Below are 21424 nucleotides of genomic sequence, written 5' to 3' on the forward strand. Positions count from 1 at the left end.
AGGGTGGCCGACGCGTGACGGCCTAGTCACCCGTGAGCAGAACCTCGGTCGCGGCCAGCAGCGCGCACGTCGCGAGACCGTCGATCGCCTCGGTCAGATCCGGTGTCGACGGGAACGACGGTGCGATCCGAATGTTCTTGTCCTCCGGGTCCTTTCGATACGGGAACGACGCTCCCGCCTCGGTGACCGCGATACCCGCATCCTTGGCCAGCGCCACGGTCCGGCGCGCGGTCCCCGGCCACACGTCGAGGCTCACGAAGTACCCGCCCTTGGGATCGGTCCAGGACGCGATCTTCGACGGGCCCAGTCGGTCCTCCAGGATCCGCGCGACGAGGGCGAACTTGGGCGCCAGGAGTTGCTGATGCTTGCGCATGTGCAACCGCACCCCGTCGGCGTCACCGAAGAAGCGCAGGTGCCGCAGCTGGTTGACCTTGTCGGGGCCAATCGTCTTCTTGCCGTTGTGCTGCAGGTACCAGGCGATGTTGCCGAGCGACCCGCCGAAGAAGCTGACGCCCGCCCCGGCGAAGGTGATCTTCGACGTCGACGCGAACACGTAGGGCCGGTTCTGGTTGCCCGCCTTGGCGGCCAGGCCCAGCACGTCGACGTTCTTGACGAAGTCGTGGGTGAGCGTGTGCACGGCGTAGGCGTTGTCCCAGAACAGTCGGAAATCTGTTGCGGCCGTGCGCATTTGGACCAGGCGACGAACGTTCTCCCAGGAGTAGGTCGTGCCCGTCGGGTTGGAGTAGACCGGGACGCACCACATGCCCTTGACGGCCGGGTCCTCGGCGACGATCTCCTCGATCAGCCCGACGTCGGGACCGTCCTCGAGCATCGGCACCGGCACCATCTCGATGCCGTAGCTCTCGGTGATGGCGAAGTGTCGGTCGTAGCCAGGGGCCGGGCAGAGGAACTTCAGCTCGGGCTCGTCTCGCCACGGCCGCGGCGAGTCGACGGCGCCGTGCAACAGGGAGAACACCACGGCGTCGTGCATCATCTCGAGGCTCGCGTTGTTGCCGGCGATCAGATTGGGGACCGGGATGCCGAGCAGTTCGGAGAAGATGCCCCGCAGTTCGGGCAGTCCGTGCAGCCCGCCGTAGTTGCGGGTGTCGGTGCCGTCACCGTCGCGGTACTCGGTGCCGGGCAGCGCCAGGAGCTCGTTGGACAGGTCGAGCTGGGCCGGGGACGGCTTGCCGCGCGTGAGGTCCAGGCTCAGCTTCTTGGCCTGCAGCTCGGCGTAGCTGCGACGTTGCGCCTCGTGCTGCGCCTGGAGTTCGTCGCGGCCGAGGGACGGGAACGACACGGCGTGCCTTTCAACGTGGGGCAGACGACCCGAAGATCAGGGAAGAACGAAAGGGGACCCCGCGCACCCGCCAGAGCCCATTGACCCTTGCTGCCTTCCGGCCCTGGGGGAGTTCACAGGATGGACGCCGCGCGGGGTCCACGAGCAGTGTAGTACCCCGCCGACCGCGGCAGCTCGTGAGGAGCAGGTGCTCCGGTCGGCTACCATGGCCCGCGGAGGATTCGCCTAGTGGCCTATGGCGCTCGCCTGGAACGCGGGTTGGGTTAATAGCCCTCAGGGGTTCAAATCCCCTATCCTCCGCGCTGGTCCGGGTGCGACCAGGCCGTCGAGGCCTGGTCGCGTTCGGTCCGACGACGGTCCCCTGGCTCGAGGAGTCGTGGCCCACTGACTCGAGGAGGAGTATGCGGCGCTGGATCGCGGTCCTGTGGCACGCATCGTTCTTCGTCATCGCGGCGGCTCTCTACTTCTTCTTCGTCCTGCCCCGCTGGTTCGAGCTGACCGGTGAATGGTCGAGCAGCCTCGGCCTGGCGATGCGCATCCTGTGCGGAGCACTCCTCGGCCTGGCCGCCCTTCCCGTCGTGTTCACGCTGCTGCGCACCCGCAGGCCCGAATTCGGAACCCCCCGGCTCGCGCTGACCCTGCGGTTGTGGTCGATCGTCCTGCACGTCCTGGCGGGCGCGCTGGTGGTCGGCGCCGCCATCAGCGAGATCTGGGTGAGCCTCGACACGGCGGGCCAGAGCCTGTTCGCCATCTACGGAGCGGCGGCCGCCATCGCCATCCTGGGCGCGCTGGCGTTCTACCTGGCCTTCGCCGCCGAACTGCCGCCACCACCGCCCAAGCCGCTGCGACCCAAGGGCCGCACCCGTCGCCGGGGTCGCGGCGCCGCTGCCGACGACGAGGCCACCGACACCGAAGACGCCGACGAGATCACCGAGACCACCGAAGACGGCGCAGCCACCGACGAGACCGCAGAGATCACCGAGACCACCGAGACCACCGAGACCACCGAGGCCGACGAGACGCCCGTGCCGGCCGGTGTCGGGAAGACCGAATCGGCCGAGGTCAGCGACACCGCAGAGGATGCGGAACCCGACCTCGGTAACGCCGAGGCCTCCGATGCCGATGCATCCGGTAGCACGTTGCGCAACCGGCGTCCGGAGGGCAAGTCGACGTCGCGGCTGTTCGGGCGTTCGCGCCGCGGAGTAGCCCTCGACGACTGACCCGTCGCGTCGGTGCGTCGACAACCCACGGTGTCAACGTCAGAATTGTGGGTAAGTCCCCAGCTACACGCGTCGGAAGGCGGCCCATGCGCAGGTTCCACACCAGGTGGCGGATGGTCGTCGCGGTGGTGGCCACGGTCGCCTCGGCGGCTCTGGTGGCTCCGCCCACGTCGGCCCTCGCCGCCCCGCAGGACCTGTCCGCCGTGGCCACGCAGACCGAACCCACGGTCGCGCGCATCGACACGACGATCAACTACCAGCACGCGATCGGCGCGGGTACGGGCATCGTGCTCGACCCGAGCGGGACGCTGCTCACCAACTTCCACGTCGTGCAGGGTGCGGACACCATCACCGGGACGGTCGAGGGGCGGTCCTACCCCGCCGACCTGGTGGGGTACGACCGCAACCGGGACATCGCGGTCATCCAGCTGCGCGGTGCGGGCGGCCTGCCCGTTGCCCAGCTCGGCGACTCCTCTCGGCTGGCCGTCGGCGATCCCGTGGTGGCGCTCGGCAACGCCAGGGGGTCGGGCAGTCCGCTGACCCGCGAGGCCGGCCAGGTGGTCGGGTTCGGGCGCACCATCAACGCCAAGGACGAGCTGACGGGCGCCTCGAACCAGGCGACCGGGTTGATCGAGTTCGCCGCGCCCGTGCGCGCCGGTGACTCCGGTGGTCCGGTCGTCGACAGTGCGGGCCAGGTCGTCGGCGTGACGACGGCGGCCACGGTCAACTTCCGGATGGACCCGGGCGGCTCCGGCTTCGCGATCCCGATCAACGATGCGCTGGCCACCGCGAACCAGATCCGGTCGCGGCAGGCGACCGACACCGTGCACATCGGGCCGCCGACGCTGCTCGGCGTGGGGGTCAATGGCAAGAACCAACCCGACAACCTGCCGGGCGTCATCATCTTCGAGGTGTTGCCGGGTGGTCCGGCCCAGCAGGCCGGGCTGCACGACGGCGACGTCCTGCTGAGCATCGACGGCGAACAGCTGAACTCCGCGACCGCGCTGACCAACGTCCTGGACCGCCACTACTCCGGTGACGTCGTCGATCTGGTGTGGATCAACCGGGCCGGCCAGCAGCTGACCGGGAAGGCGACGCTGTCGTCCTAGTTCGGCGAAAAGGTCCTGGCCACAGCCGGGCCCTCCCTATGCTGAGCGAGTGCCAAACACTTCTTCCTACCGCGTCGTGCAGTGGACGACGGGCAACGTCGGCAAGAGCTCCGTGGCGGCGATCGCCAAGAACCCGTCACTGGATCTGGTGGGCTGCTACGCCTGGTCGCCGGACAAGGTGGGCCGCGACGTCGGCGAGCTCGTCGGCATCGCACCGCTCGGCGTCACGGCGACCAACGACGTCGACGCCCTGCTGGCGCTCAAGCCCGACGTCGTGGTCTACAACCCGATGTGGATCGACGTCGACGAGCTGGTGACGATCCTCTCGGCGGGGGTCAACGTCGTGGCGACGGCGTCCTTCATCACCGGCCACAACCAGGGCGACGGCCGCGACCGGATCGCGGCGGCCTGCGCCCAGGGTGGCGTGTCGATGTTCGGGTCCGGGATCAGCCCCGGTTACGTCAATCAGCTGTCGATCGTGGCGGCGGGCATCTGCGATCGCGTCGACAAGATCACCGTCAACGAGGCCGCCGACACCACGTTCTACGACTCGCCCGCGACCGAGAAACCCGTCGGCTTCGGCCAGCCGATCGACAATCCCGACCTGCAGGCGATGACCGCGCACGGCACCGGCGTGTTCGGCGAGGCGGTGCGCATGGTCGCCGACGCGCTCGGCGTCGAGCTGGACGAGGTGCGCTGCGAGGCCGAGTACGCCCAGACGACCGAGGACCTCGATCTCGGCTCGTGGACGATCCCCGCCGGCTGCGTCGCCGGCGTCTTCGCCAGTTGGCAGGGAATCGTGGCCGGGCGGTCGGTCGTCGAGATCAACGTCCGGTGGCGCAAGGGCCAGACGCTGGTCCCCGACTGGAAGATCGAGCAGGACGGCTGGGTCATCGAGGTGGCCGGGCGCCCGACGGTGACGATGAAGGTCGGTTTCCTGCCACCGCCGGACTTCGAGGCCACGACCCTCGAGGAGTTCATGGTGCTGGGGCACATCATGACCGCGACCCCGCCGCTCAACGCGATCCCCGCGGTCGTCGCCGCGCCGCCCGGCATCGTCACCTACGCCGACCTACCGCTGATCCTGCCCCGTGGCGTCGTCGCCGCCAGCTAACTTGTGCCACCTTGCCAGGCACAACGGTCGCGATACCGGCCCGGCGGGCCAGGGCGCGCCCAGCTTGTCAGGTGCGTGTGACCAGCGTTACATTGCGTCACATACCGATTCGACGGGCTAGGGGATCTGACGTGCTTACGACCTTCGTGCTGGTCTACCTGGTTGGCTGGATCGTCACCACCGGGTTGACCTTCGTGGCCAGCCGTCGCCTTGCCGACGGCCCCACCACCCCCCGCAGCACGTTCGCGTTCAGCCTGCTCGCCGGGCTGGTGTGGCCGCTGATGATCCTCGGGGTCGTCGAGGTCAGCTCCGTCGTCGTGTACGCCGCGGCAAAGTCTTGGCGCCACGATTCCAGCGTGCCCGACTCGTGGCTGGGGGCAGGCGCCTTCGACGGCGTCGTCGTTCCGCTGCGCTGACGGATCAGCCGTCGGCGACGGGGTTGCCGTCGTCGTCCCAATGCGCGGCCACCTTCTTGCTCGGCTGCACGCGCGGCGGTTCGCCCGGCATCTTCGGGTAGCTCGGCGGGTAGGGCAGATCGGCGAGGCCACGCTCCTCGTCGGCGGCGACCAGCTCCAGCAGCGGCGCGATCGAGTGGGCCACCGATTCGATCTCGGCCCACGGATCATCGCGCGTGGCAACGAGTTTCGGCACCGTCGCGATGGTGTAGTCGTCGGGGTCGGCCGTCGCGAGCTCCTTCCACGTCAGCGGTGTCGACACCGTCGCGATGGCGGTGCGCCGCACCGAGTACGCCGAGGCGAACGTGCGGTCGCGGGCGTTCTGGTTGTAGTCGATGAACAGCCGCTGACCCCGCTCCTCCTTCCACCACGACGTCGTCACCCGATCCGGTGCGCGACGCTCGACCTCCCGCGCCAGCGCGATGCCGGCCCGCCGAACCTCGATGAAGTCCCATTCCGGCGCGATGCGGATGAATACGTGCACCCCGCGGCCCCCCGACGTCTTCGGGTAACCGACGAGGCCGAGTTCCTCGAGCACCGGCTTCAGCACGTCGACGGCGATCTCGCGGGCGTCCTCGAAGTCGGTGCCCGGCTGCGGGTCCAGATCGACGCGCAGCTCGTCGGGATGCTCGGTGTCCGGGCAGCGGACCTGCCACGGGTGCAGCGTCACGGTGCCCATCTGCACGGCCCAGGCGATCGCCGACGGATGCGTCACCTTCAGCGCGTCGGCCGTTCGGCCGGAGGGGAAGGTCACCTCGCAGGTCTTCAGATAGTCGGGATGCTTTGCGGGAACCCGCTTCTGGTAGATCTCCTCCCCGTCGATGCCGTCGGGGAAGCGCTGCAGATGCGTGGGCCGGTCGCGCAGCACCGCCACCATCGGCGCGGCGACCGCGAGGTAGTAGTCGAATAGCGTGCGCTTGGTCCCCGCCGACCCGAGCTCGGGAAAGTACACCTTGTCGGGACTGGTCAGCCGCACCGCCACCCCGTCGACGTCGACTTCGGTTGCCGCACCGAACTTCTCGGCCATGTCAGCCCTCCAGCACGTCGGACAGATCGTAGTTCAGCGGTACGTCGAGCTGAGCGAAGGTGCAGCTGGACGGTTCCCGGTCGGGTCGCCAGCGCCGAAACTTCACCGCGTGTCGGAAGCGTCGACCGTCCACGGTGTTGCCCTCCATCTGGTCATAGGCCACCTCGGCGACCCGCTCCGGACGCACCGGAATCCACCGCTTGTCCGCCGCGGAGTTCCATCGGCTCGCTTCTCCGTCGTTGACCTGGTCGCCCTCGCGCAGCGGTTCGAGTTCCGCGAGCATCGTGACCCGGTCCTTGGCGGTGAAAGACGCTGCGCCGCCGACCATCTGGAGCTCACCGTCGTCTCGGTACAGTCCGAGCAGAACCGACCCGATGCCCTCCCCGCTCTTGTGGATGCGGTAGCCGATGGCCACGCAGTCGGCGTCACGGGCGTGCTTGACCTTGATCATGTCCCGCTTGCCGGGAAGGTAGTTCCCGTCGAGCCGCTTGGCGATCACCCCGTCCAGACCGGCGCCCTCGAAGGTCGTCAGCCACTGGGTGCCGAGCTCGGGGTCCTCGGTGGTGCGGGTGACGTGACACCACGCCGTCTGGTCGACGAGTTCGAGCAGCGCCGTGCGCCGCGTACGGAACGATTCCTTCATCAGGGACACCTGCCCCGTCGCGAGGGCATCGAATCCGATGAAGTGGGCCGGAGTCTCCTCGGCGAGCTTGGTGATGCGACTCTGCGCGGGGTGGATGCGCTGGCTCAGCGACTCCCAGTCCAGTCGGACGCGGCCGTCCACCTCCCGCGGCACGACGACCTCGCCGTCCAGGACGCAGCGCCGGGCCACCCCGTCCCGCAGGGAGGTCAGCAGCTCCGGGAAGTACCGGCCGAGGTCCTTCCCGCTGCGGGACAGCAGCACGACGTCGTCGCCGTCGCGGAACACCAGCGCGCGTCTAGTTGACTGAACTTCGGCGAGCCTCTCGATGCGAGGAGGGCTGCAGACGGAGGATCGCATTGTGACGGCCTTGGGTCGAGTGGAGTCAGTGCCGAGTGGATTGCCATGGCGGGTGGTCTTCCCCGACGCGGAGCACCGTGGGGCGACGTCGTACCTGCGGGAGCTCGCGGCATCGGATTGCAGTCCACTCACGATTCGAAGTTACGCGTTCGATTTACTGCGGTGGTTCCGGTTCCTGCATGAGCGTCTGATCTCGTGGGAGCGAGCCGAGCGCGTCGATGTCCGCGCATTCGTCGAGTATCTGCGCGAGACGCCGAATCCGCAGCGTCTGCGCCGGCGACCGGACGGGCCTCTGCCCGGCTCCGTCAATGCCGTGACCGGCAAGTCCGAGCTGACCGTGAAGTACGCGGCACGCACGATCAATCATCAGTTGTCGGTATTGTTCGGGTTCTACGATCACGCCTGCGCGGCCAACCTGGGACCTCTGGTCAACCCGGTACCAGCACAACGGACTCGCGGAGGCGGACGTCCGTACGCGCACCACAATCCCATGCAGGACTTCGTGATTCACAAGCGTGCGAACTACCGGCAGAAGACGCCGCGCCCCGTCTGGCGGGGGATCCCGGACGAGGCCGCCACCACGTTGTTCGCAGCGTTGCGCAGCCACCGCGACCGGGCTCTGGTCAGCTTCTACCTGTCGTCGGGAGTCCGGGCTTCGGAGTTGTTGGGACTGTGTCACGGCGACCTCGATGCCGGCCGTTACACGATCACGGTCACCAGCAAGGGCAGTCGGGCGCGGGAGGTGGTGCCGGCATCGGTGGACTCCTTCGTGTGGCTGGCGCTCTATCTCGCTGAGCAGCAGCCGCCAATGAGTCCGGGCGGTCCGGTGTGGTGGACACGGCGATCCAAGTCGGCACCGTTGAACTATCACGCTATGCGCGCGGTGCTTCGCCGGGCGAATGACGCGTTGGGAACGAACTGGTCGCTTCACGATTTCCGTCACACGGCGGCGGCGCGATTGCTCGCCGACCCGGCGTTCACGTTGGTCGACGTACAGACGGTGCTGCGGCATGCCAGCGTCACGACCACACAGATCTACGCCCAGCCGCGGCTGGAGGATTTGGTCGGCAAGGTGCTCGAGCACTACGCCCGTCCGCCAACATCGACGCCGACTATTGAACCGAGCTATGACGCGGCCGCGGTCCGCGAATTGTTGGGACTTCCGCCGTCGTGACCATCGAGGACGAGGACACCCGACCGCAGCCGCGGCGGCAGGCCGCCGCGACCCGTGCGGCGGCGGCCCCGTCGATTCAACTGCTGTCACGGCCCGACTCCCCTCACCTAGCAGCGATCCCGCCGGACGATCGGTTTGGTCGGACCGGCAAATTGCGAATCATGAAGGGATGCGACGCAAGTCAGCCGCCTCCCGATCTACCTGACGATGCCTCTGGGTCCGTGATGCAACGGCACACCGTCGAAGAATTGTGTGAAGTGGTCGATCGGCACCATCGCTCCTCCAAACCTCCGCGCCGACAGACAATCGTTCGTGGGACGCGAGCGCTACTAACCCGACTGATGAGCTTTTCCGGTGACACGTGGGAACAACGGTGGCTGGCCAGCGGCTCGGACGCCGCGCCAAGGACCTGGATGGACCATCAGGACCTTCCGCATTACGACCACTGGTCACCCACGCTGATGGGAATGAACTCGCTACTGCAACTCCGGGTGCTACGACCTTCCTACAGCTGGATGCTCGACTCCAGAGCAAAGGTCAACACCGCTCGATTCCTCGACGTCAACGGTGGCAGCGCCCTCGCCGAGTTGCGGCAGCTACCCGAGTACCAAGCAGCGATGCATCGTCATCGGCGCGACGCCGAAGCAGGGCTGGCCAGGGTGATGATCCGCACCGGTCAGACCATCGAGCAGATCACCGGGGATGATCTGTTGTACTACGCCGACGTGGTGCAGACCTCCGGACGCGCACGTCGCGAACACCTCCTTTGGGAATTGCTGGTGCGACTTGGGCCACTGGCCGCGGAAGCTCCGACGCTGCGAGCCGCGTGGTCGGCAAAGGGCAACACCCGTCAGCATTCGGCCGCCACCCTCGTCGACCGGTACGGAATCCCACCCTCGGGCGTGAGGGATCTGCTGGTGGACTATCTCGAAGAGATCCGCCCTGGCATGGACTACGGCTCACTGGACAGCCTGGCCTACCGACTGGTGCGTCTGTTCTGGTGGGAGGTCCTGCAAATCAACCCGCAGCAGGCCGATTTACAGCTGTCGGCAGAGGTCACCACCACGTGGCGCGAGAGACTGGCGCTGACGACTGACGGGCGTGAACGTCGGGAAACCCACTCGATCCTGTTCGCCATCCGTGGCTTTTACCGCGATCTGGCCGAGTGGTCGCACGACGATCCCGTGCGCTGGGGCGTGTGGGTGGCGCCGTGCCCAGTCCCGCGGTCACTCAGTCGTGCAGCGGCCAAATACAAACGGCGCCAAAGAAGTCAGATGCAGAGTCGCACCCGCATGCTCACGCCGTTGCTGCCGACGTTCCTGACAGCGGTTAACAAACACAAGCAGCGCAGTGCGCTGTTCCTGCAGGAGGCTCGAGCAGCCGGCGACCACGATGAGTTCGTGGTCGACGGATTCACGTTCGTGCGGGATTCGCCGCCGGAGCGACTGGCCGTCCTGGAACGGGCTCGCGTGTGGGCCCGGCTCGCTCCGGGTCAACCACGGCCGCTGTGGATCCGCGGAGTGGCGCAACGCATCGACGTCACCTCGGTGGAGGAGGACGGGTTCTGGTGTTGGGCTGTCGCGGAAACACTGCGTCACACGGGTATTCGAATCGAAGAACTCATGGAGCTGACGCAGCTGTCCCTGCGCCACTACACCGCATCGACGACAGGGACGCTGGTTCCGCTGCTGCACATCGTGCCCAGCAAGACCGACTGCGAGCGGCTCATCCCGATGACTCCCGAGCTGGTGCAAATCCTGTTGGAGGTGCTCCGGCGAGCCAAGGACGGGCACGACCACGTGCCATTGTCGGTGCGCTACGACGTCACCGAGAAGATGCACGGACAACCGTTTCCGCACTTGTTCTCTCGCAAGGTCGGAGTGCGTCAGGAAGTGCTATCCGGGCAGTACCTGCGCAGCATCCTCAACCACCTAGCCGTGGTAGCCGGACTCAGCGATGCCGGTCAACCAATCCGATTCACGCCACATGATTTTCGACGCTTGTTCGCCACCGATGCGGTCAACAATGGTTTGCCGCTGCACATCGCCGCTGCACTGCTGGGCCACTTGGACCTCGACACCACCCGCGGATACACCGCGGTGTTCCCCGAGCACCTCATCGCCGCTCACCAGGCGTTCATCGAACGCCGACGGCAGTTGCGCCCGAGCGGTGAAGACCGGGTCGCCGAGGACGACGAATGGTCGGAGTTCGAAAACCACTTCCTGCTGCGCCGAGTGGCGCTCGGCGAATGTCACCGCCCGTACGGAACGGCGTGCGTGCACGAACACGCCTGCACTCGATGCCGGTTCCTGCGCGTCGATCCCGCCCAGTTGGGCCGCATCGACGAGATGACCGAGAACGCCGAGCAGCGCCTCGTCGAGGCCAAGGACCGTGCGTGGCTCGGCGAGGTCGCCGCGCTAGAGGAAAGCATCAAGCATCTCCGCATCCGACAAGCCGAAGCGCATCAACGACTTTCGCAGGGAAGCAACCTGTTCACCACACAGGAGCCACAATGAGTCGGTGAAGCTGCCCGTCATGCCGCCGGTCCCGCCGATGCTGGCCAAGTCGGTCCCGACGATTCCACCCGACGCGTCATACGAACCCAAGTGGGACGGCTTCCGATCGATCTGCTTTCGCGACGGCGACGACGTCGAGCTGGGCAGCCGCAACGAGCGGCCTCTGACCCGGTACTTTCCCGAACTGGTCACCGCGGTCACCGCCGAGCTGCCCGAGCGCTGCGTCATCGACGGCGAGATCATCATCCCCACCAACCACGGGCTGGACTTCGAGGCGCTGCAACAACGCATCCACCCGGCCGATTCGCGGGTGCGGATGCTCGCCAAGAAGACTCCTGCATCGTTCATCGCGTTCGATCTCCTGGCCCTGGGCGACGAGGACTACACCCGAAGGCCCTTTACCGAGCGCCGCGCCGCACTCGTCGAAGCCTTGGCCCACTCCGGTCCCTCAATCCACCTCACACCAACGACCACCGACCTCACGACCGCCCGACGGTGGTTCGAAGAATTCGAAGGAGCCGGTCTCGACGGAGTGATCGCCAAACCGCTGACGATCACCTACCAGCCCGACAAACGCGTCATGTTCAAAGTCAAGCATCAGCGGACGGCCGACTGCGTCGTAGCCGGCTACCGCGTGCACAAGTCCAGCGACGAAGCGATCGGCTCACTGCTGCTAGGTCTCTACACGAATGACGGCACCCTCGCCTCGGTCGGCGTGATCGGTGCGTTCCCCATGGCCAAGCGGCGGCAGTTGTTCACCGAAATGCAGCCGCTGGTAACCAATTTCGATGACCACCCGTGGAACTGGGCCGCGCACGACGCCGGCGAACGCACCCCTCGCAAGAACGAAGCCTCCCGATGGAATGCGGGCAAGGACCTCTCGTTCGTGCCGTTGCGACCCGAGCGGGTGGTCGAGGTCCGCTACGACCACATGGAAGGGGAACGGTTTCGCCACACGGCCCAATTCAATCGCTGGCGAACCGACCGCGATGCGCGCTCGTGCACCTACGCCCAACTCGAGCAACCACTGACGTTCGCCTTGGGCGACATTCTCCCTGGGCTTGCCACCTAGGTCGAGACCGTCGCGTGCTGTACTCGCGCACGAGCAACGCCGTCAGGTATCAGCAATCCGCATTCTGCTGGTGCGATTGATACTATAGGGGGTATGGTATTTCAGAGACGTACGGACACCGAACCGCGCCCTCCCTCGAAGACCAGGCTGAGGAGATCAGATGCAACCAACACGTGAAGCCGGAACGCTCGATCCCGCTGTCGAACTGTGGCTCGATCCGGTGTGCCCGTTCTCGTGGAACACCGCGAGGTGGTTGGCCGAGGTCGCCGAGGCCAGCGAGTTCGACATCGAGTGGCACTTGATGAGCCTCGCGGTGCTCAATGAGGGTCAGACGTTGCCGCCTCCTGCGCAGGCCCGGATGGAGGATTCACGTCGCATCGGCAGGCTGATGGCGGCCATCCAGGGTGAACTCGGCCAGAGCGGTTTGTCGGCAGCATATTTCGCCTTCGGTACGGCCTACTTCGACCACGACGTGGCGGTGGACGAGCACCTCGCCACGCAGGTGTTGAAGACCGCAGGGGCTCAGGTGGCCACGGTGTCGTCCATGTCGGATGCCTCCCTGGACGCGACGGTCCGCCGATCGCATGAAGCCAGCCAGGAGGCGTTGGGGATGAGCGGTGGCAGCCCAATGGTGACGATCGGCGGACGGACACTCTTCGGTCCGGTGCTCACCTCGGTCCCCGATCGCCACACGCATCGGGCGCTGTTCGACGCGATCACCGCGTTGGCGAACACGCCCCAATTCAGCCAACTCGAACGGCCCCGCGCGTCCCAGGGATCGCACTGAGATGTGTCACGCCATCCGATGCAAAGTCTGCCAGAAGACGACGTGGTCGGGCTGCGGTGCACACGTCGAAGCCGTCAAGAAGTCCGTACCAACCGAACAGTGGTGTGACGGGCACGAGACGCCGCCACATCGTAGATCATTCCCGTTCAAGAAAGGTCGATGAACATGACTAAGAAACTATTGATTCTGGGTGCCGGGATCGGTGGCCTCAGCGTTGTCCACGAACTCGTCGAAACCGGGGTCGACCTCGCCGACCTCGACGTCACCGTGATCGACGAGGACTTCTCACACTTCCTCGGATTTACCCTGCCCTGGGTCATGCGTGGCTGGCGTGACCGCGACAGTGTCGCGATCCGTCCGACCGCAGATGCGTTGGCGGACGTCGAAACCATCACCGGAGCGGTCCAACACGTCGATCCCGAAGCGCGTGTGGTGACGCTGGCCACGGGCGAACTGGTGTCCTTCGATGCCCTGGTCATCGCCACCGGCGCGCGAAACGCGATCGGACGGGTTCCGGGACTGCAGGACGCCGTCGACGCGCACACCGCCGTGCACTACTACAGCGCCGACGCCGCCGCCGACGCCAACCGAGCGCTCAGTGAGTTCACCGGCGGCAAACTGGTATTCCTGGTCACCGCGCTGCCGTACCGATGTCCCGTGGCGCCCTATGAGGGAGCGATGCTGGCAGCCGATTTGTTGCACGATAACGGAGTACGGACCGCCACCCAGATCTCGGTGCACAGCCCGGAGCCGCAACCGATGCCATCGGCGGGCCCCTTCGCCGGCCCGGAGTTGGTCGCTCTGCTCAACGACAAGGGCATCGCGTTCTTCGCCGAACATGCCGTCGACCGAGTCGATGCCGAGCACCGGACGGTCCACTTCGCCGACAGTTCGACCGCCGACTACGACCTCTTGGTGTTCGTGCCGCCCCACGAGCCCGCCCTGACGCTCGGCGAGCCCGGGTGGATCGGTGTCGACAACGCGACGATGCAGACGCGCTATCCCGGCATCTACGCGATTGGTGACACCACCGCCGTCACGTCCCCGTCGGGACGCCCCCTGCCCAAGGCCGCGATCTTCGCCAAGAACGGTGCGAAGGCCGCGGCGGCCAACGTGCTCAACCATCTCGGTATCACCGATGCCACCAGCGCTCTGTCCGGCGAGGGGTTCTGCTACGTCGACGTCGGCGGTGGTGCCTCAGCCCAGGGCAGGGCGATTTCTTCACCCTGCCCCACCCCGCGATCCACCTGGCCGCTCCGTCGGTCGAGCTCCATCACGACAAACAGGACGAAGAACGGGACTGGCGAGCGCTCTGGGAATTGGCGGCTGCGCCAACCACGCACTGACGTGACACGGAGAACGTCAGCGGTGAGCGTGCTCGCCAAGGGCTGGGTACCGGTGGTCGTCGTGGTGGCAGTCGTCCTCGGCGGTGTGACCGTGGTCAGGTTGCGCGGCGCGTTCGGCTCCGAGGCGATCTTCTCCGCCTCGGGTGCCGACGCCGAACCCCTTGAACAGGCTCACGTCAAATACGTGACCTACGACCTCTATGGATCTCGTGACATGATCGGAAGCGTCAACTATCTGGACGCGAACGCCCAAGCGCACCAGGCGAACTTCACCGGACTGCCCTGGAGCGTCACCGTCTCGACGTCCGCGCCCGCGGTACTGGCAAGTGTGGTGGCGCAAGGCGACGGTGACTCCATCGGATGCCGAATCACGGTCAACGGTGAGGTCAAGGACGAAGGCCGGGCAGACGGACACCACGCCCAGACCTCCTGTTTGGCGAAGGCCGCGTGACCCAGGACTCCGAGGCCCGTCCGGCGTTCATGCGGTTCATTCGACGCTTTGCGGTACCGATCCTGGTGGCGTGGCTGCTGCTGACCGTCGCCGTCAACGTCCTGATCCCGCCCATCGAGTCGGTGGCCAGGGACCATGCGGTGACGATGTCACCGCAGGATGCTCCGGCGATGATCGCGGCCAAGCGCATTGGTGCGACCTATCACGAGTCGGACTCCGACAGCATCGCGATGGTCGTCCTCGAAGGTGACCGCGAGCTGGGTGATGAGGCGCGTCGCTTCTACGACACTCTCGTTCGCGAGCTGCACGCCGACCCCGAACACGTGCAGCACGTGCAAGACGTGTGGGGAGATCCCCTCACCGCGGCCGGGTACAGAGTCGCGACGGCAAAGCCGCCTACGTGCAGCTCAATCTCGCCGGGGACCAGGGCAGCACGGCAGGCAACGCCTCCGTCGAAGCGCTGCGAGAGATCGTCGCTCGTTCGTCTCCACCGGCGGGTCTGAAGGTGTACGTCACGGGGCCAGCACCGCTGACCACGGACATGAACCACGCTGCCGACAAGAGCATGCTCATCATGATGGGCGTGACCGGCTTGGTCATCATGATCATGCTGCTGATCACCTACCGCTCGCTGGTCACCATGCTGCTGGTGCTGGTCATGGTGGGCTTCGAGATGGGCACTGCCAGAGGAGTCGTCGCGCTGCTCGGCGCGCACGACGTCCTGGGCTTCTCCACCTTCGTCGTCGCCATGCTGTCCACGCTGGCGATCGCCGCGGAACCGACTACGCGATATTCCTCGTCGGCCGCTATCAGGAGGCACGCCGAGCCGGCCAGGACCGGGAAGCCGCGTACTACACCATGTTTCGCGGCACCCATCACATCATCCTGGGCTCGGGACTGACCATCGCAGGTGCGACCCTGTGCCTGCACTCCGCCCGATTGTCCTACTTCAAGGCCCTCGGGCTGCCGTCGGCGATAGGCCTGCTGGTCGTCGTCGCGGGAGCGCTGACCGCGGCTCCCGCCGTCGTGGCGGTGGCCAGCCGCTTCGGCCTACTCGACGCCAAGCGGGAGTCGAACGTCCGACGGTGGCATCGCATTGGCACCGCGACGGTCCGATGGCCCGGCGCGGTGCTTGCCGCCACCCTGGCCATCGCCGTCGTCGGCATCGCCGTCGTGCCGACCATGCAGATCAGCTACAACGACCGCTTCTACATCGCCGACGACGCTCCGTCCAATGTTGGATATGCGGCTGCGGAAAAGCATTTCAGCGCCGCGACGATGAATCCCGACATCCTGATGATCGAGAGCGATCACGACATGCGGACCAGTGCGGACATGATCGTCCTCGACAAGATCGCCACCGAGGTCTTCCGGACACCGGGAATTGCCATGGTGCAGAGCATCACCCGCCCCCTGGGCGGGCCGATCGAGCACACCTCGATTCCCTTTCAAATCAGCGCCCAATCGATACCGATCCAGCAGAACCTGCAATTCGTGCGGGACAGGGTCGCCGACATGCTCGCGATGAGCGATGACCTCGGCGCGATGATCAGTTCCATGAAGCGGATCGAGACCTCGCTGGCCCGCATCGGCGGTGCCACCCACCGCCTGGTCGGGGACACGGGCGAAATGAAGGCGACCCTCGACCAGATTCGAGACCACCTCGCCGATTTCGACGACACGGTGCGACCGTTGCGCAATTACCTCTACTGGGAACCGCATTGCTTCGACATTTCCATTTGCTCGGGCGCCAAGTCGGTATTCGAGGCCATCGACGGGGTCGACACGTTCAGCGATGACATGACCGCTTTGATGACCGACATCGGCGATGCCGACGGTGGCGTGTCCGACGTGGTCACCCAGTTTCGACCGATCATCGGTGTCGCGCAGTCGATGCGCAATTCCCTTCTGACCATGCACAGCACCTTCTCGGGCCTCATTACTCAGATGGCCCAGATGACCGACACCGCCAGCGCGATGGGACAGGCGTTCGACGCGTCCAAGAGCGGTGACTACTTCTACCTACCGCCAGAGGCCTTCCAGAACCCGGACTTTCAACGCGGACTGAAGCTCTTCCTCTCACCCGATGGCAAAGCGGCCCGCTTCATCATCACCCACGATCACGATCCGGCGACCCCCGCCGGCATCGCGTCGGTCACCTCCGAACTCGACGCCGCCCACCAAGCGGTCAAGGGCACCGCGCTGACCGATGCACGGTTCTACCTCGCCGGCACCGCCGCCATCTACCGCGACATCCAGTCGGGCGCACACTACGACCTCCTCATCGTCGGAATAGCAGCCTTGACACTGATATTCGCTGTCATGGTGATCATCACCCGAGCACTGGTGGCGTCCCTGGTGATCGTCGGCACCGTCCTGCTCTCGCTCGGTGCCGCCTTCGGACTCACCGTCCTGGTGTGGCAGTACCTGTTCGGTCTAGACCTGAACTGGATCGCCCCGGTCTTCGGGCTGATCATCCTGCTAGCCGTCGGCTCGGACTACAACCTGCTTCTCGTCTCCCGCTTCAAGGAGGAAATGGGAGCCGGGCTAAAGACCGGGATCATCCGCTCCATGGGTCAGACCGGCGCCGTGGTCACTGCGGCGGGGCTGGTCTTTGCGTTCACCATGATGTCGATGGTCGCCAGCGATCTGAGCTCGATAGGACAGGCGGGCAGCACGATTGGCCTGGGGCTACTCTTCGATACCCTCATCGTGCGTTCGCTGATGACCCCCTCCATCGCTGCGCTTCTCGCTCGCTGGTTCTGGTGGCCCTCAACATCCGCAAAAGGCCGATCCCTTCGGTTCGCGAGCCCGTCTCGCCCAGTGCGCCGTAAACCGTGGTCGATACCCATGCGGGTATGCTGAAATCAACGGACTACTTCGGAGGAACACATGATCGACGATCAAGAAAGCATCGACGCGATCCTCAGGAGGCTGCGCCGCGCCCAGGGACAGCTCAACGGCGTAATCAACATGATCGAACAAGGGCGTGACTGCAAGGACGTCGTCACCCAGTTGGCCGCCGTATCCCGCGCACTCGACCGAGCAGGGTTCAAGATCGTCGCCACCGGGTTACGCGAATGCATCGTCGCCGACCGCAACGGCAACACCGCACCCATGACAGAGGCCGAACTCGAGAAGCTGTTCCTTACGCTCGCGTAGTCGATCTCTTTTTCTAGTCGTGCATGCTGAGTGCACCCACTGCACGGGGATCATCCGCTAAACACGTCGACGAGAGTTCAAAGATTGACGAGCCCAACTAAACGTTGACAAGTTCAGTGAAGGAAGCCGTCCCACTTCGGCTCGTAGGACCACACTCCGGGGTCCTCGGGCACCGCGGCCGCGGCCTTGGCCAGCATGGGTTCGACGGGCGGAACGACGGGGAGGTCCACGCGGTCCATCCTCACGTAGACCCGGGGCGGCGAGCAACGTGCGTGTTAGTTCGGTGCGGCCCTGGGCATTCAGCGTGTCGACGGTGCCTTCGATCCCCGGCACCGCCGAAACTCCCCACCACGTCCCAAGGAGACCCGCCGATGCGACTGCCGCCGATCCCGCCCGAGGACCTGTCCGCCGAGCAGCGCGCGCTGTACGACGACATGACCGGCGTCATCCACCAACACCTGCGGGGATTCACGTCCGACCGTCCCGACGGCGCCCTGGTCGGACCGTTCGCGGCCATGTTGCACTTCCCGGCCTGGGGCGGACCGGCATGGGCGTTCACGAAGTCGTTGATCGACCACACCACGCTGCCCAAGGACCCGCACGAGGTCGCGATCCTCGTCACCGGGGCCGCCGCGGGTGCGCGCTACGAGCTCTACGCCCACGAGCGCGTCGCCGCGTCGACCGATCTGGACGCCGCCAAGATCGCCACCATCAGCGCGGGCGAACGGCCTGCCGATCTGACGGCCAAGGAAGGCGTCGCCTACGACGTGGCGGCCGCCCTCAACCGTGGTGGGGTCCTCCCCGACGCCACGTACCGGGCCGCGGTCGACGCGTTCGGCCGCGACGGGGCCGCCGAGCTGATCTATCTGGTCGGGGCGTACACCCTCGTCTCGGTGCTGCTCAACGCGTTCGACGTCGACGTGCCGGGAGAATGAGCCGGGTGCACCTGCCCGTCATGCCGCCGGTGGCCCCGATGCTGGCCAAGTCGGTTCCCGACCTGCCCGCCGGACCGCCGGCGCTGTCGTACGAACCGAAGTGGGACGGGTTCCGGTCGATCTGCTTTCGCGACGGTGACGAGGTCGAGCTGGGCAGCCGCAACGAGCGGCCACTGACCCGCTACTTCCCCGAGGTGGTCGACGCCGTACGGGAGGCGCTCCCGCCGCGGTGCGTCGTGGACGGCGAGATCGTGGTCGCCGGTGAACGCGGGCTCGACTTCGACGCACTGCAGCTGCGGTTGCATCCCGCCGCGTCGCGGGTCCGCCTGCTGGCCGAGCGAACCCCCGCGGCGTTCATCGCGTTCGACCTGCTCGCACTCGGCGACGACGACTACACGTCGCGACCGTTCGCCGAGCGTCGCGCCGCCCTCGTCGCGGCGGTGCCCGCCGGCCGCGGCGTGCACGTGACGCCGGCGACCACCGACGCGGCCGTGGCACGGCGATGGTTCGACGAGTTCGAGGGGGCGGGCCTCGACGGCGTCGTCGCCAAGCCGCTGGCGGGGACCTATCAGCCGAACAAGCGGGTGATGTTCAAGGTCAAGCACCAGCGGACGGCTGACTGCGTCGTCGCGGGCTACCGTCTGCACAAGTCGGGCGCCGACGCCATCGGGTCGCTGATGCTCGGTCTCTACCGGGACGACGACACACTCGCGTCGGTCGGCGTCATCGGCGCCTTCCCGATGGCGCGGCGGCGCGAGCTGTTCGACGAATTGCAGCCGCTGGTCACGAAATTCGACGACCACCCGTGGAACTGGGGCGCGCAGCAGGGCGCACGGACGACGCCCCGCAGCGCGGGCTCGCGGTGGAACGCGGGCAAGGACCTGTCGTTCGTGCCGCTGCGCCCCGAACGCGTCGTCGAGGTCCGCTACGAGCACATGGAGGGCGAAAGGTTCCGGCACATGGCGCAATTCAACCGCTGGCGGCCCGATCGCGATCCCCGCTCGTGCACCTACGACCAGCTCGAGCAGCCCGTCACGTTCAAGCTCGACGACATCCTGCCCGGCCTCGGCTAGCCGTACAGGTGCACCAGGCCCGACGCCACGGCGTACCGCGGGCCGTGCACACCGTCGATGTCCGCCCGCCCCACGACGATCGACGTCGCGCGCAGGGCGTCGGAGACCGTGCGCAGCAGTTCGTCGTCGAGCGCCCCGCCGCCCGCCAGCACCAGCGCGGGCGGCGGATCGGGGAACGCGCGCAGGCACCGCACGATGTTCGTCGCGACCGTCTCCCGTTTGATCGCGAGCCGCAGACTCCGCCACTCCTCGGCGGCCAGCCGGTTCGAGAACGGCACCAGCCCTGCGCTGCCCCGCGTGCACAACCGGCCGATCGCGTCGGCCGACGCCGGACTGTCCAGGAACAGCCTGCGGCCGTCCTCCTCGTGCGCGACGTGCGGACCCTCGACCCGCAGCGCCGGTGTCCGCTTGACCCGTTCGGCGAGCGCGCGCGGAACCCCGAGCACCCGCGCCACGGCCGTGGTGATCGCCTCGCCCGCGCCCGCCGCGGTGACGGCCCGGCCCGCGCCGATCAGGTCGATGGTGCCGCCGCCGATGTCGCAGACCACGGTGCCCGGTGGCAGGCCCGGCGTCGTCATGGCGCCGACCGCGGCCGCCTCGGGCTCGCCTGCGAGCGTGCGGGTCGGCCGATTGGTCAAGTGCTGCAACGTTTCTGCGGCGTCGGCGACGAGGTCGGCGGCCAGCAGCGCCACCACGGTGCCCCTGGTGTCGGCCACCCCGCGGCGTAGCCACGCACCGTCGTCGATCGACGACAGATCGGTGAAGTAGGCGTCGTCGACCGCGATGCCGTCGCGCGCCGTCCGGACCGCCCGCAGGCGGACCCGCACCACGTTGCCCGGCGGCGCCTGCCGCAGCACGCTGTGCGCCTGCGCCACGGTGTAGCGCACCTCGCGGCCGTTCTCGAGGCAGTCGACGTAGTCGTCGTCGACCGCCGGCGGGTCGGGCGGCCCGGTGCGCTCGGTGACCGCGATGGCGGGCGAGTCCGCGAGCTCGCGGGTGAACTCCGCGACGTCCCGTAGGCGGTCGTGACCGAGTGCCAGTGCGACGCACAGCGCGATCGGGTCGGCCATCCTGCGGTAGGCGCGGCCCTCGGCGACGACCTCCACCGCGACGAGCGCCCCGGGCATCAGCCCGTCGAGGTCGACCTCGTCGACGACGGGCACGTCGATCGAGATGCGGTTGCGGATGAGCACGGCGTCGTCCTGCGCGGCGATCACCCCGGCGATCTGCCAGCCGCGGTCGGCCGCCGCCGAGACGACCGCCGCCGCCACCTCGAAGTCGGTCGATGCGTCGACGGAAACGATTGTCGGACGGTCGATTACGGCACCGTCGAGGTCGGCCAGCGGCACGTGCCGACCGACTCCGAAGCCGGTCCCCGCGGGCGTGCTGGCCGTCGCCGAGCGCAGGCTGCGCACGGGTGAGCGCGGTGACGCCGGTGGCGGCAGCGGTGCCGTCGCGGTGTCCACCGGCCGCAGGGCGGCCAGGAGCACCTCGTCGACGACGACGCCCGACTCGACCTCCAGCTGGTGCAGCAGGGCCGCCGCACCCTCCAGCGACTCCCGCGAACCCTTCCTGCCACGCGTCGGACCCTGCCCGTGGGTAATCTGCTCGGGCCCGCCCAGACCCGTTCTGGCCAGCACGATCTCGGTCGTGTGGTTGCCGACGTCGACACCGGCCACCACG

16 protein-coding genes, 1 tRNA gene, 1 other RNA gene and 3 pseudogenes are annotated in these 21424 nt (G+C 67.0%); 15 read left to right on the plus strand and 6 right to left on the minus strand.

From position 1 onward, the window contains the following. Window positions 1-22: 22 nt before the first annotated feature. Window positions 23-1300 carry an aspartate aminotransferase type Ic gene (locus tag G6N60_RS24995; RefSeq protein ID WP_163742382.1) on the minus strand — a complete coding sequence of 426 codons (1278 nt, stop codon included), beginning with the start codon at window positions 1298-1300 and terminating at the stop codon, window positions 23-25. A 48-nt stretch (window positions 1301-1348) separates the two neighbouring features. Next, an RNA gene (gene ffs / locus G6N60_RS25000) (signal recognition particle sRNA small type) lies at window positions 1349-1443 on the minus strand. Window positions 1444-1514: 71 nt separating this feature from the next. Between ffs and G6N60_RS25005 the strand changes: the two genes are divergently transcribed. From G6N60_RS25005 to G6N60_RS25025, 5 genes are all read left to right on the plus strand, one after another. Continuing rightward, a tRNA-Ser gene (locus G6N60_RS25005) sits at window positions 1515-1600 on the plus strand. 101 nt (window positions 1601-1701) lie between these two features. Next, a complete protein-coding gene (locus tag G6N60_RS25010; protein ID WP_163742384.1) occupies window positions 1702-2520 on the plus strand; it encodes a lipid uptake coordinator LucA in 819 nt (272 codons plus the stop codon). 86 nt (window positions 2521-2606) lie between these two features. Continuing rightward, window positions 2607-3629, plus strand: coding sequence for a S1C family serine protease (locus tag G6N60_RS25015; protein WP_163742386.1), 1023 nt, complete (start codon window positions 2607-2609; stop codon window positions 3627-3629). Between the two features lie 49 nt (window positions 3630-3678). Continuing rightward, window positions 3679-4743 carry an NAD(P)H-dependent amine dehydrogenase family protein gene (locus G6N60_RS25020; protein ID WP_163742389.1) on the plus strand — a complete coding sequence of 355 codons (1065 nt, stop codon included), beginning with the start codon at window positions 3679-3681 and terminating at the stop codon, window positions 4741-4743. Window positions 4744-4874: 131 nt separating this feature from the next. Continuing rightward, window positions 4875-5159, plus strand: coding sequence for a hypothetical protein (locus tag G6N60_RS25025; protein ID WP_163742392.1), 285 nt, complete (start codon window positions 4875-4877; stop codon window positions 5157-5159). A gap of 4 nt (window positions 5160-5163) precedes the next feature. Here G6N60_RS25025 and ligD read toward each other — a convergent pair whose 3' ends face one another. Further along, a complete protein-coding gene (gene ligD / locus G6N60_RS25030) occupies window positions 5164-6225 on the minus strand; it encodes a non-homologous end-joining DNA ligase (RefSeq protein WP_163742394.1) in 1062 nt (353 codons plus the stop codon). Between the two features lies 1 nt (window position 6226). Then, window positions 6227-7225 carry an ATP-dependent DNA ligase gene (locus G6N60_RS25035; RefSeq protein WP_163742397.1) on the minus strand — a complete coding sequence of 333 codons (999 nt, stop codon included), beginning with the start codon at window positions 7223-7225 and terminating at the stop codon, window positions 6227-6229. A gap of 52 nt (window positions 7226-7277) precedes the next feature. Between G6N60_RS25035 and G6N60_RS25040 the strand changes: the two genes are divergently transcribed. The 8 genes and pseudogenes from G6N60_RS25040 to G6N60_RS25075 all read left to right on the plus strand — a co-directional run bounded on the left by G6N60_RS25040 (window position 7278) and on the right by G6N60_RS25075 (window position 17733). Next, window positions 7278-8399, plus strand: a complete 1122-nt coding sequence (locus tag G6N60_RS25040) for a tyrosine-type recombinase/integrase (protein ID WP_246241011.1) — start codon at window positions 7278-7280, stop codon at window positions 8397-8399. 341 nt (window positions 8400-8740) lie between these two features. Continuing rightward, entirely contained in the window at window positions 8741-10915 is a 2175-nt protein-coding gene (locus G6N60_RS25045) for a tyrosine-type recombinase/integrase (RefSeq protein ID WP_246241013.1), read from the plus strand. A gap of 4 nt (window positions 10916-10919) precedes the next feature. Further along, on the plus strand, window positions 10920-11987 hold the full coding sequence (locus G6N60_RS25050; protein WP_163742401.1) for an ATP-dependent DNA ligase: 1068 nt from the start codon (window positions 10920-10922) through the stop codon (window positions 11985-11987). A gap of 160 nt (window positions 11988-12147) precedes the next feature. Next, the gene (locus G6N60_RS25055; protein WP_163742404.1) at window positions 12148-12774 is read left to right on the plus strand and encodes a mycothiol-dependent nitroreductase Rv2466c family protein; all 627 of its coding nucleotides are present in this window, start codon (window positions 12148-12150) and stop codon (window positions 12772-12774) included. A gap of 159 nt (window positions 12775-12933) precedes the next feature. Beyond that, a pseudogene (locus G6N60_RS25060) lies at window positions 12934-14120 on the plus strand (NAD(P)/FAD-dependent oxidoreductase). A gap of 1 nt (window position 14121) precedes the next feature. After that, window positions 14122-14571 carry an MmpS family transport accessory protein gene (locus G6N60_RS25065; protein WP_246241015.1) on the plus strand — a complete coding sequence of 150 codons (450 nt, stop codon included), beginning with the start codon at window positions 14122-14124 and terminating at the stop codon, window positions 14569-14571. A 29-nt stretch (window positions 14572-14600) separates the two neighbouring features. Continuing rightward, window positions 14601-17436, plus strand: a pseudogene (locus G6N60_RS25070) (MMPL/RND family transporter). A gap of 27 nt (window positions 17437-17463) precedes the next feature. Further along, entirely contained in the window at window positions 17464-17733 is a 270-nt protein-coding gene (locus G6N60_RS25075; protein WP_163742410.1) for a metal-sensitive transcriptional regulator, read from the plus strand. A gap of 122 nt (window positions 17734-17855) precedes the next feature. On the opposite strand, the pseudogene G6N60_RS25080 reads toward G6N60_RS25075, so the two are convergent. After that, window positions 17856-17972, minus strand: a pseudogene (locus tag G6N60_RS25080) (ATP-dependent DNA ligase); the annotation flags it as partial. A 132-nt stretch (window positions 17973-18104) separates the two neighbouring features. Between G6N60_RS25080 and G6N60_RS25085 the strand changes: the two are divergent. Together G6N60_RS25085 and G6N60_RS25090 are read left to right on the plus strand one after the other, a co-directional pair. Beyond that, window positions 18105-18668: a carboxymuconolactone decarboxylase family protein gene (locus G6N60_RS25085; RefSeq protein WP_163742413.1), complete on the plus strand. Its 564-nt coding sequence runs from the start codon at window positions 18105-18107 to the stop codon at window positions 18666-18668. 5 nt (window positions 18669-18673) lie between these two features. Further along, entirely contained in the window at window positions 18674-19741 is a 1068-nt protein-coding gene (locus G6N60_RS25090) for an ATP-dependent DNA ligase (RefSeq protein ID WP_179969818.1), read from the plus strand. Here G6N60_RS25090 and G6N60_RS25095 read toward each other — a convergent pair. Beyond that, window positions 19738-21423 carry a diol dehydratase reactivase ATPase-like domain-containing protein gene (locus G6N60_RS25095; RefSeq protein WP_163744526.1) on the minus strand — a complete coding sequence of 562 codons (1686 nt, stop codon included), beginning with the start codon at window positions 21421-21423 and terminating at the stop codon, window positions 19738-19740. The genes G6N60_RS25090 and G6N60_RS25095 overlap by 4 nt on opposite strands. Window position 21424 lies beyond the last annotated feature (1 nt).

The sequence above is a fragment of the Mycolicibacterium madagascariense genome (assembly GCF_010729665.1).
Taxonomy (GTDB): domain Bacteria; phylum Actinomycetota; class Actinomycetes; order Mycobacteriales; family Mycobacteriaceae; genus Mycobacterium; species Mycobacterium madagascariense.

What these genes read in the sequence shown, in the direction of transcription:
- G6N60_RS25035 (WP_163742397.1), bottom strand. Translation starts at nt 7,225, where the DNA reads ATGCGATCCTCCGTCTGCAGCCCTCCTCGCATCGAGAGGCTCGCCGAA.
- G6N60_RS25075 (WP_163742410.1), top strand. Translation starts at nt 17,464, where the DNA reads ATGATCGACGATCAAGAAAGCATCGACGCGATCCTCAGGAGGCTGCGC.
- G6N60_RS25085 (WP_163742413.1), top strand. Translation starts at nt 18,105, where the DNA reads ATGCGACTGCCGCCGATCCCGCCCGAGGACCTGTCCGCCGAGCAGCGC.
- G6N60_RS25045 (WP_246241013.1), top strand. Translation starts at nt 8,741, where the DNA reads ATGAGCTTTTCCGGTGACACGTGGGAACAACGGTGGCTGGCCAGCGGC.
- G6N60_RS25010 (WP_163742384.1), top strand. Translation starts at nt 1,702, where the DNA reads ATGCGGCGCTGGATCGCGGTCCTGTGGCACGCATCGTTCTTCGTCATC.
- G6N60_RS25055 (WP_163742404.1), top strand. Translation starts at nt 12,148, where the DNA reads ATGCAACCAACACGTGAAGCCGGAACGCTCGATCCCGCTGTCGAACTG.
- G6N60_RS25015 (WP_163742386.1), top strand. Translation starts at nt 2,607, where the DNA reads ATGCGCAGGTTCCACACCAGGTGGCGGATGGTCGTCGCGGTGGTGGCC.
- ligD (WP_163742394.1), bottom strand. Translation starts at nt 6,225, where the DNA reads ATGGCCGAGAAGTTCGGTGCGGCAACCGAAGTCGACGTCGACGGGGTG.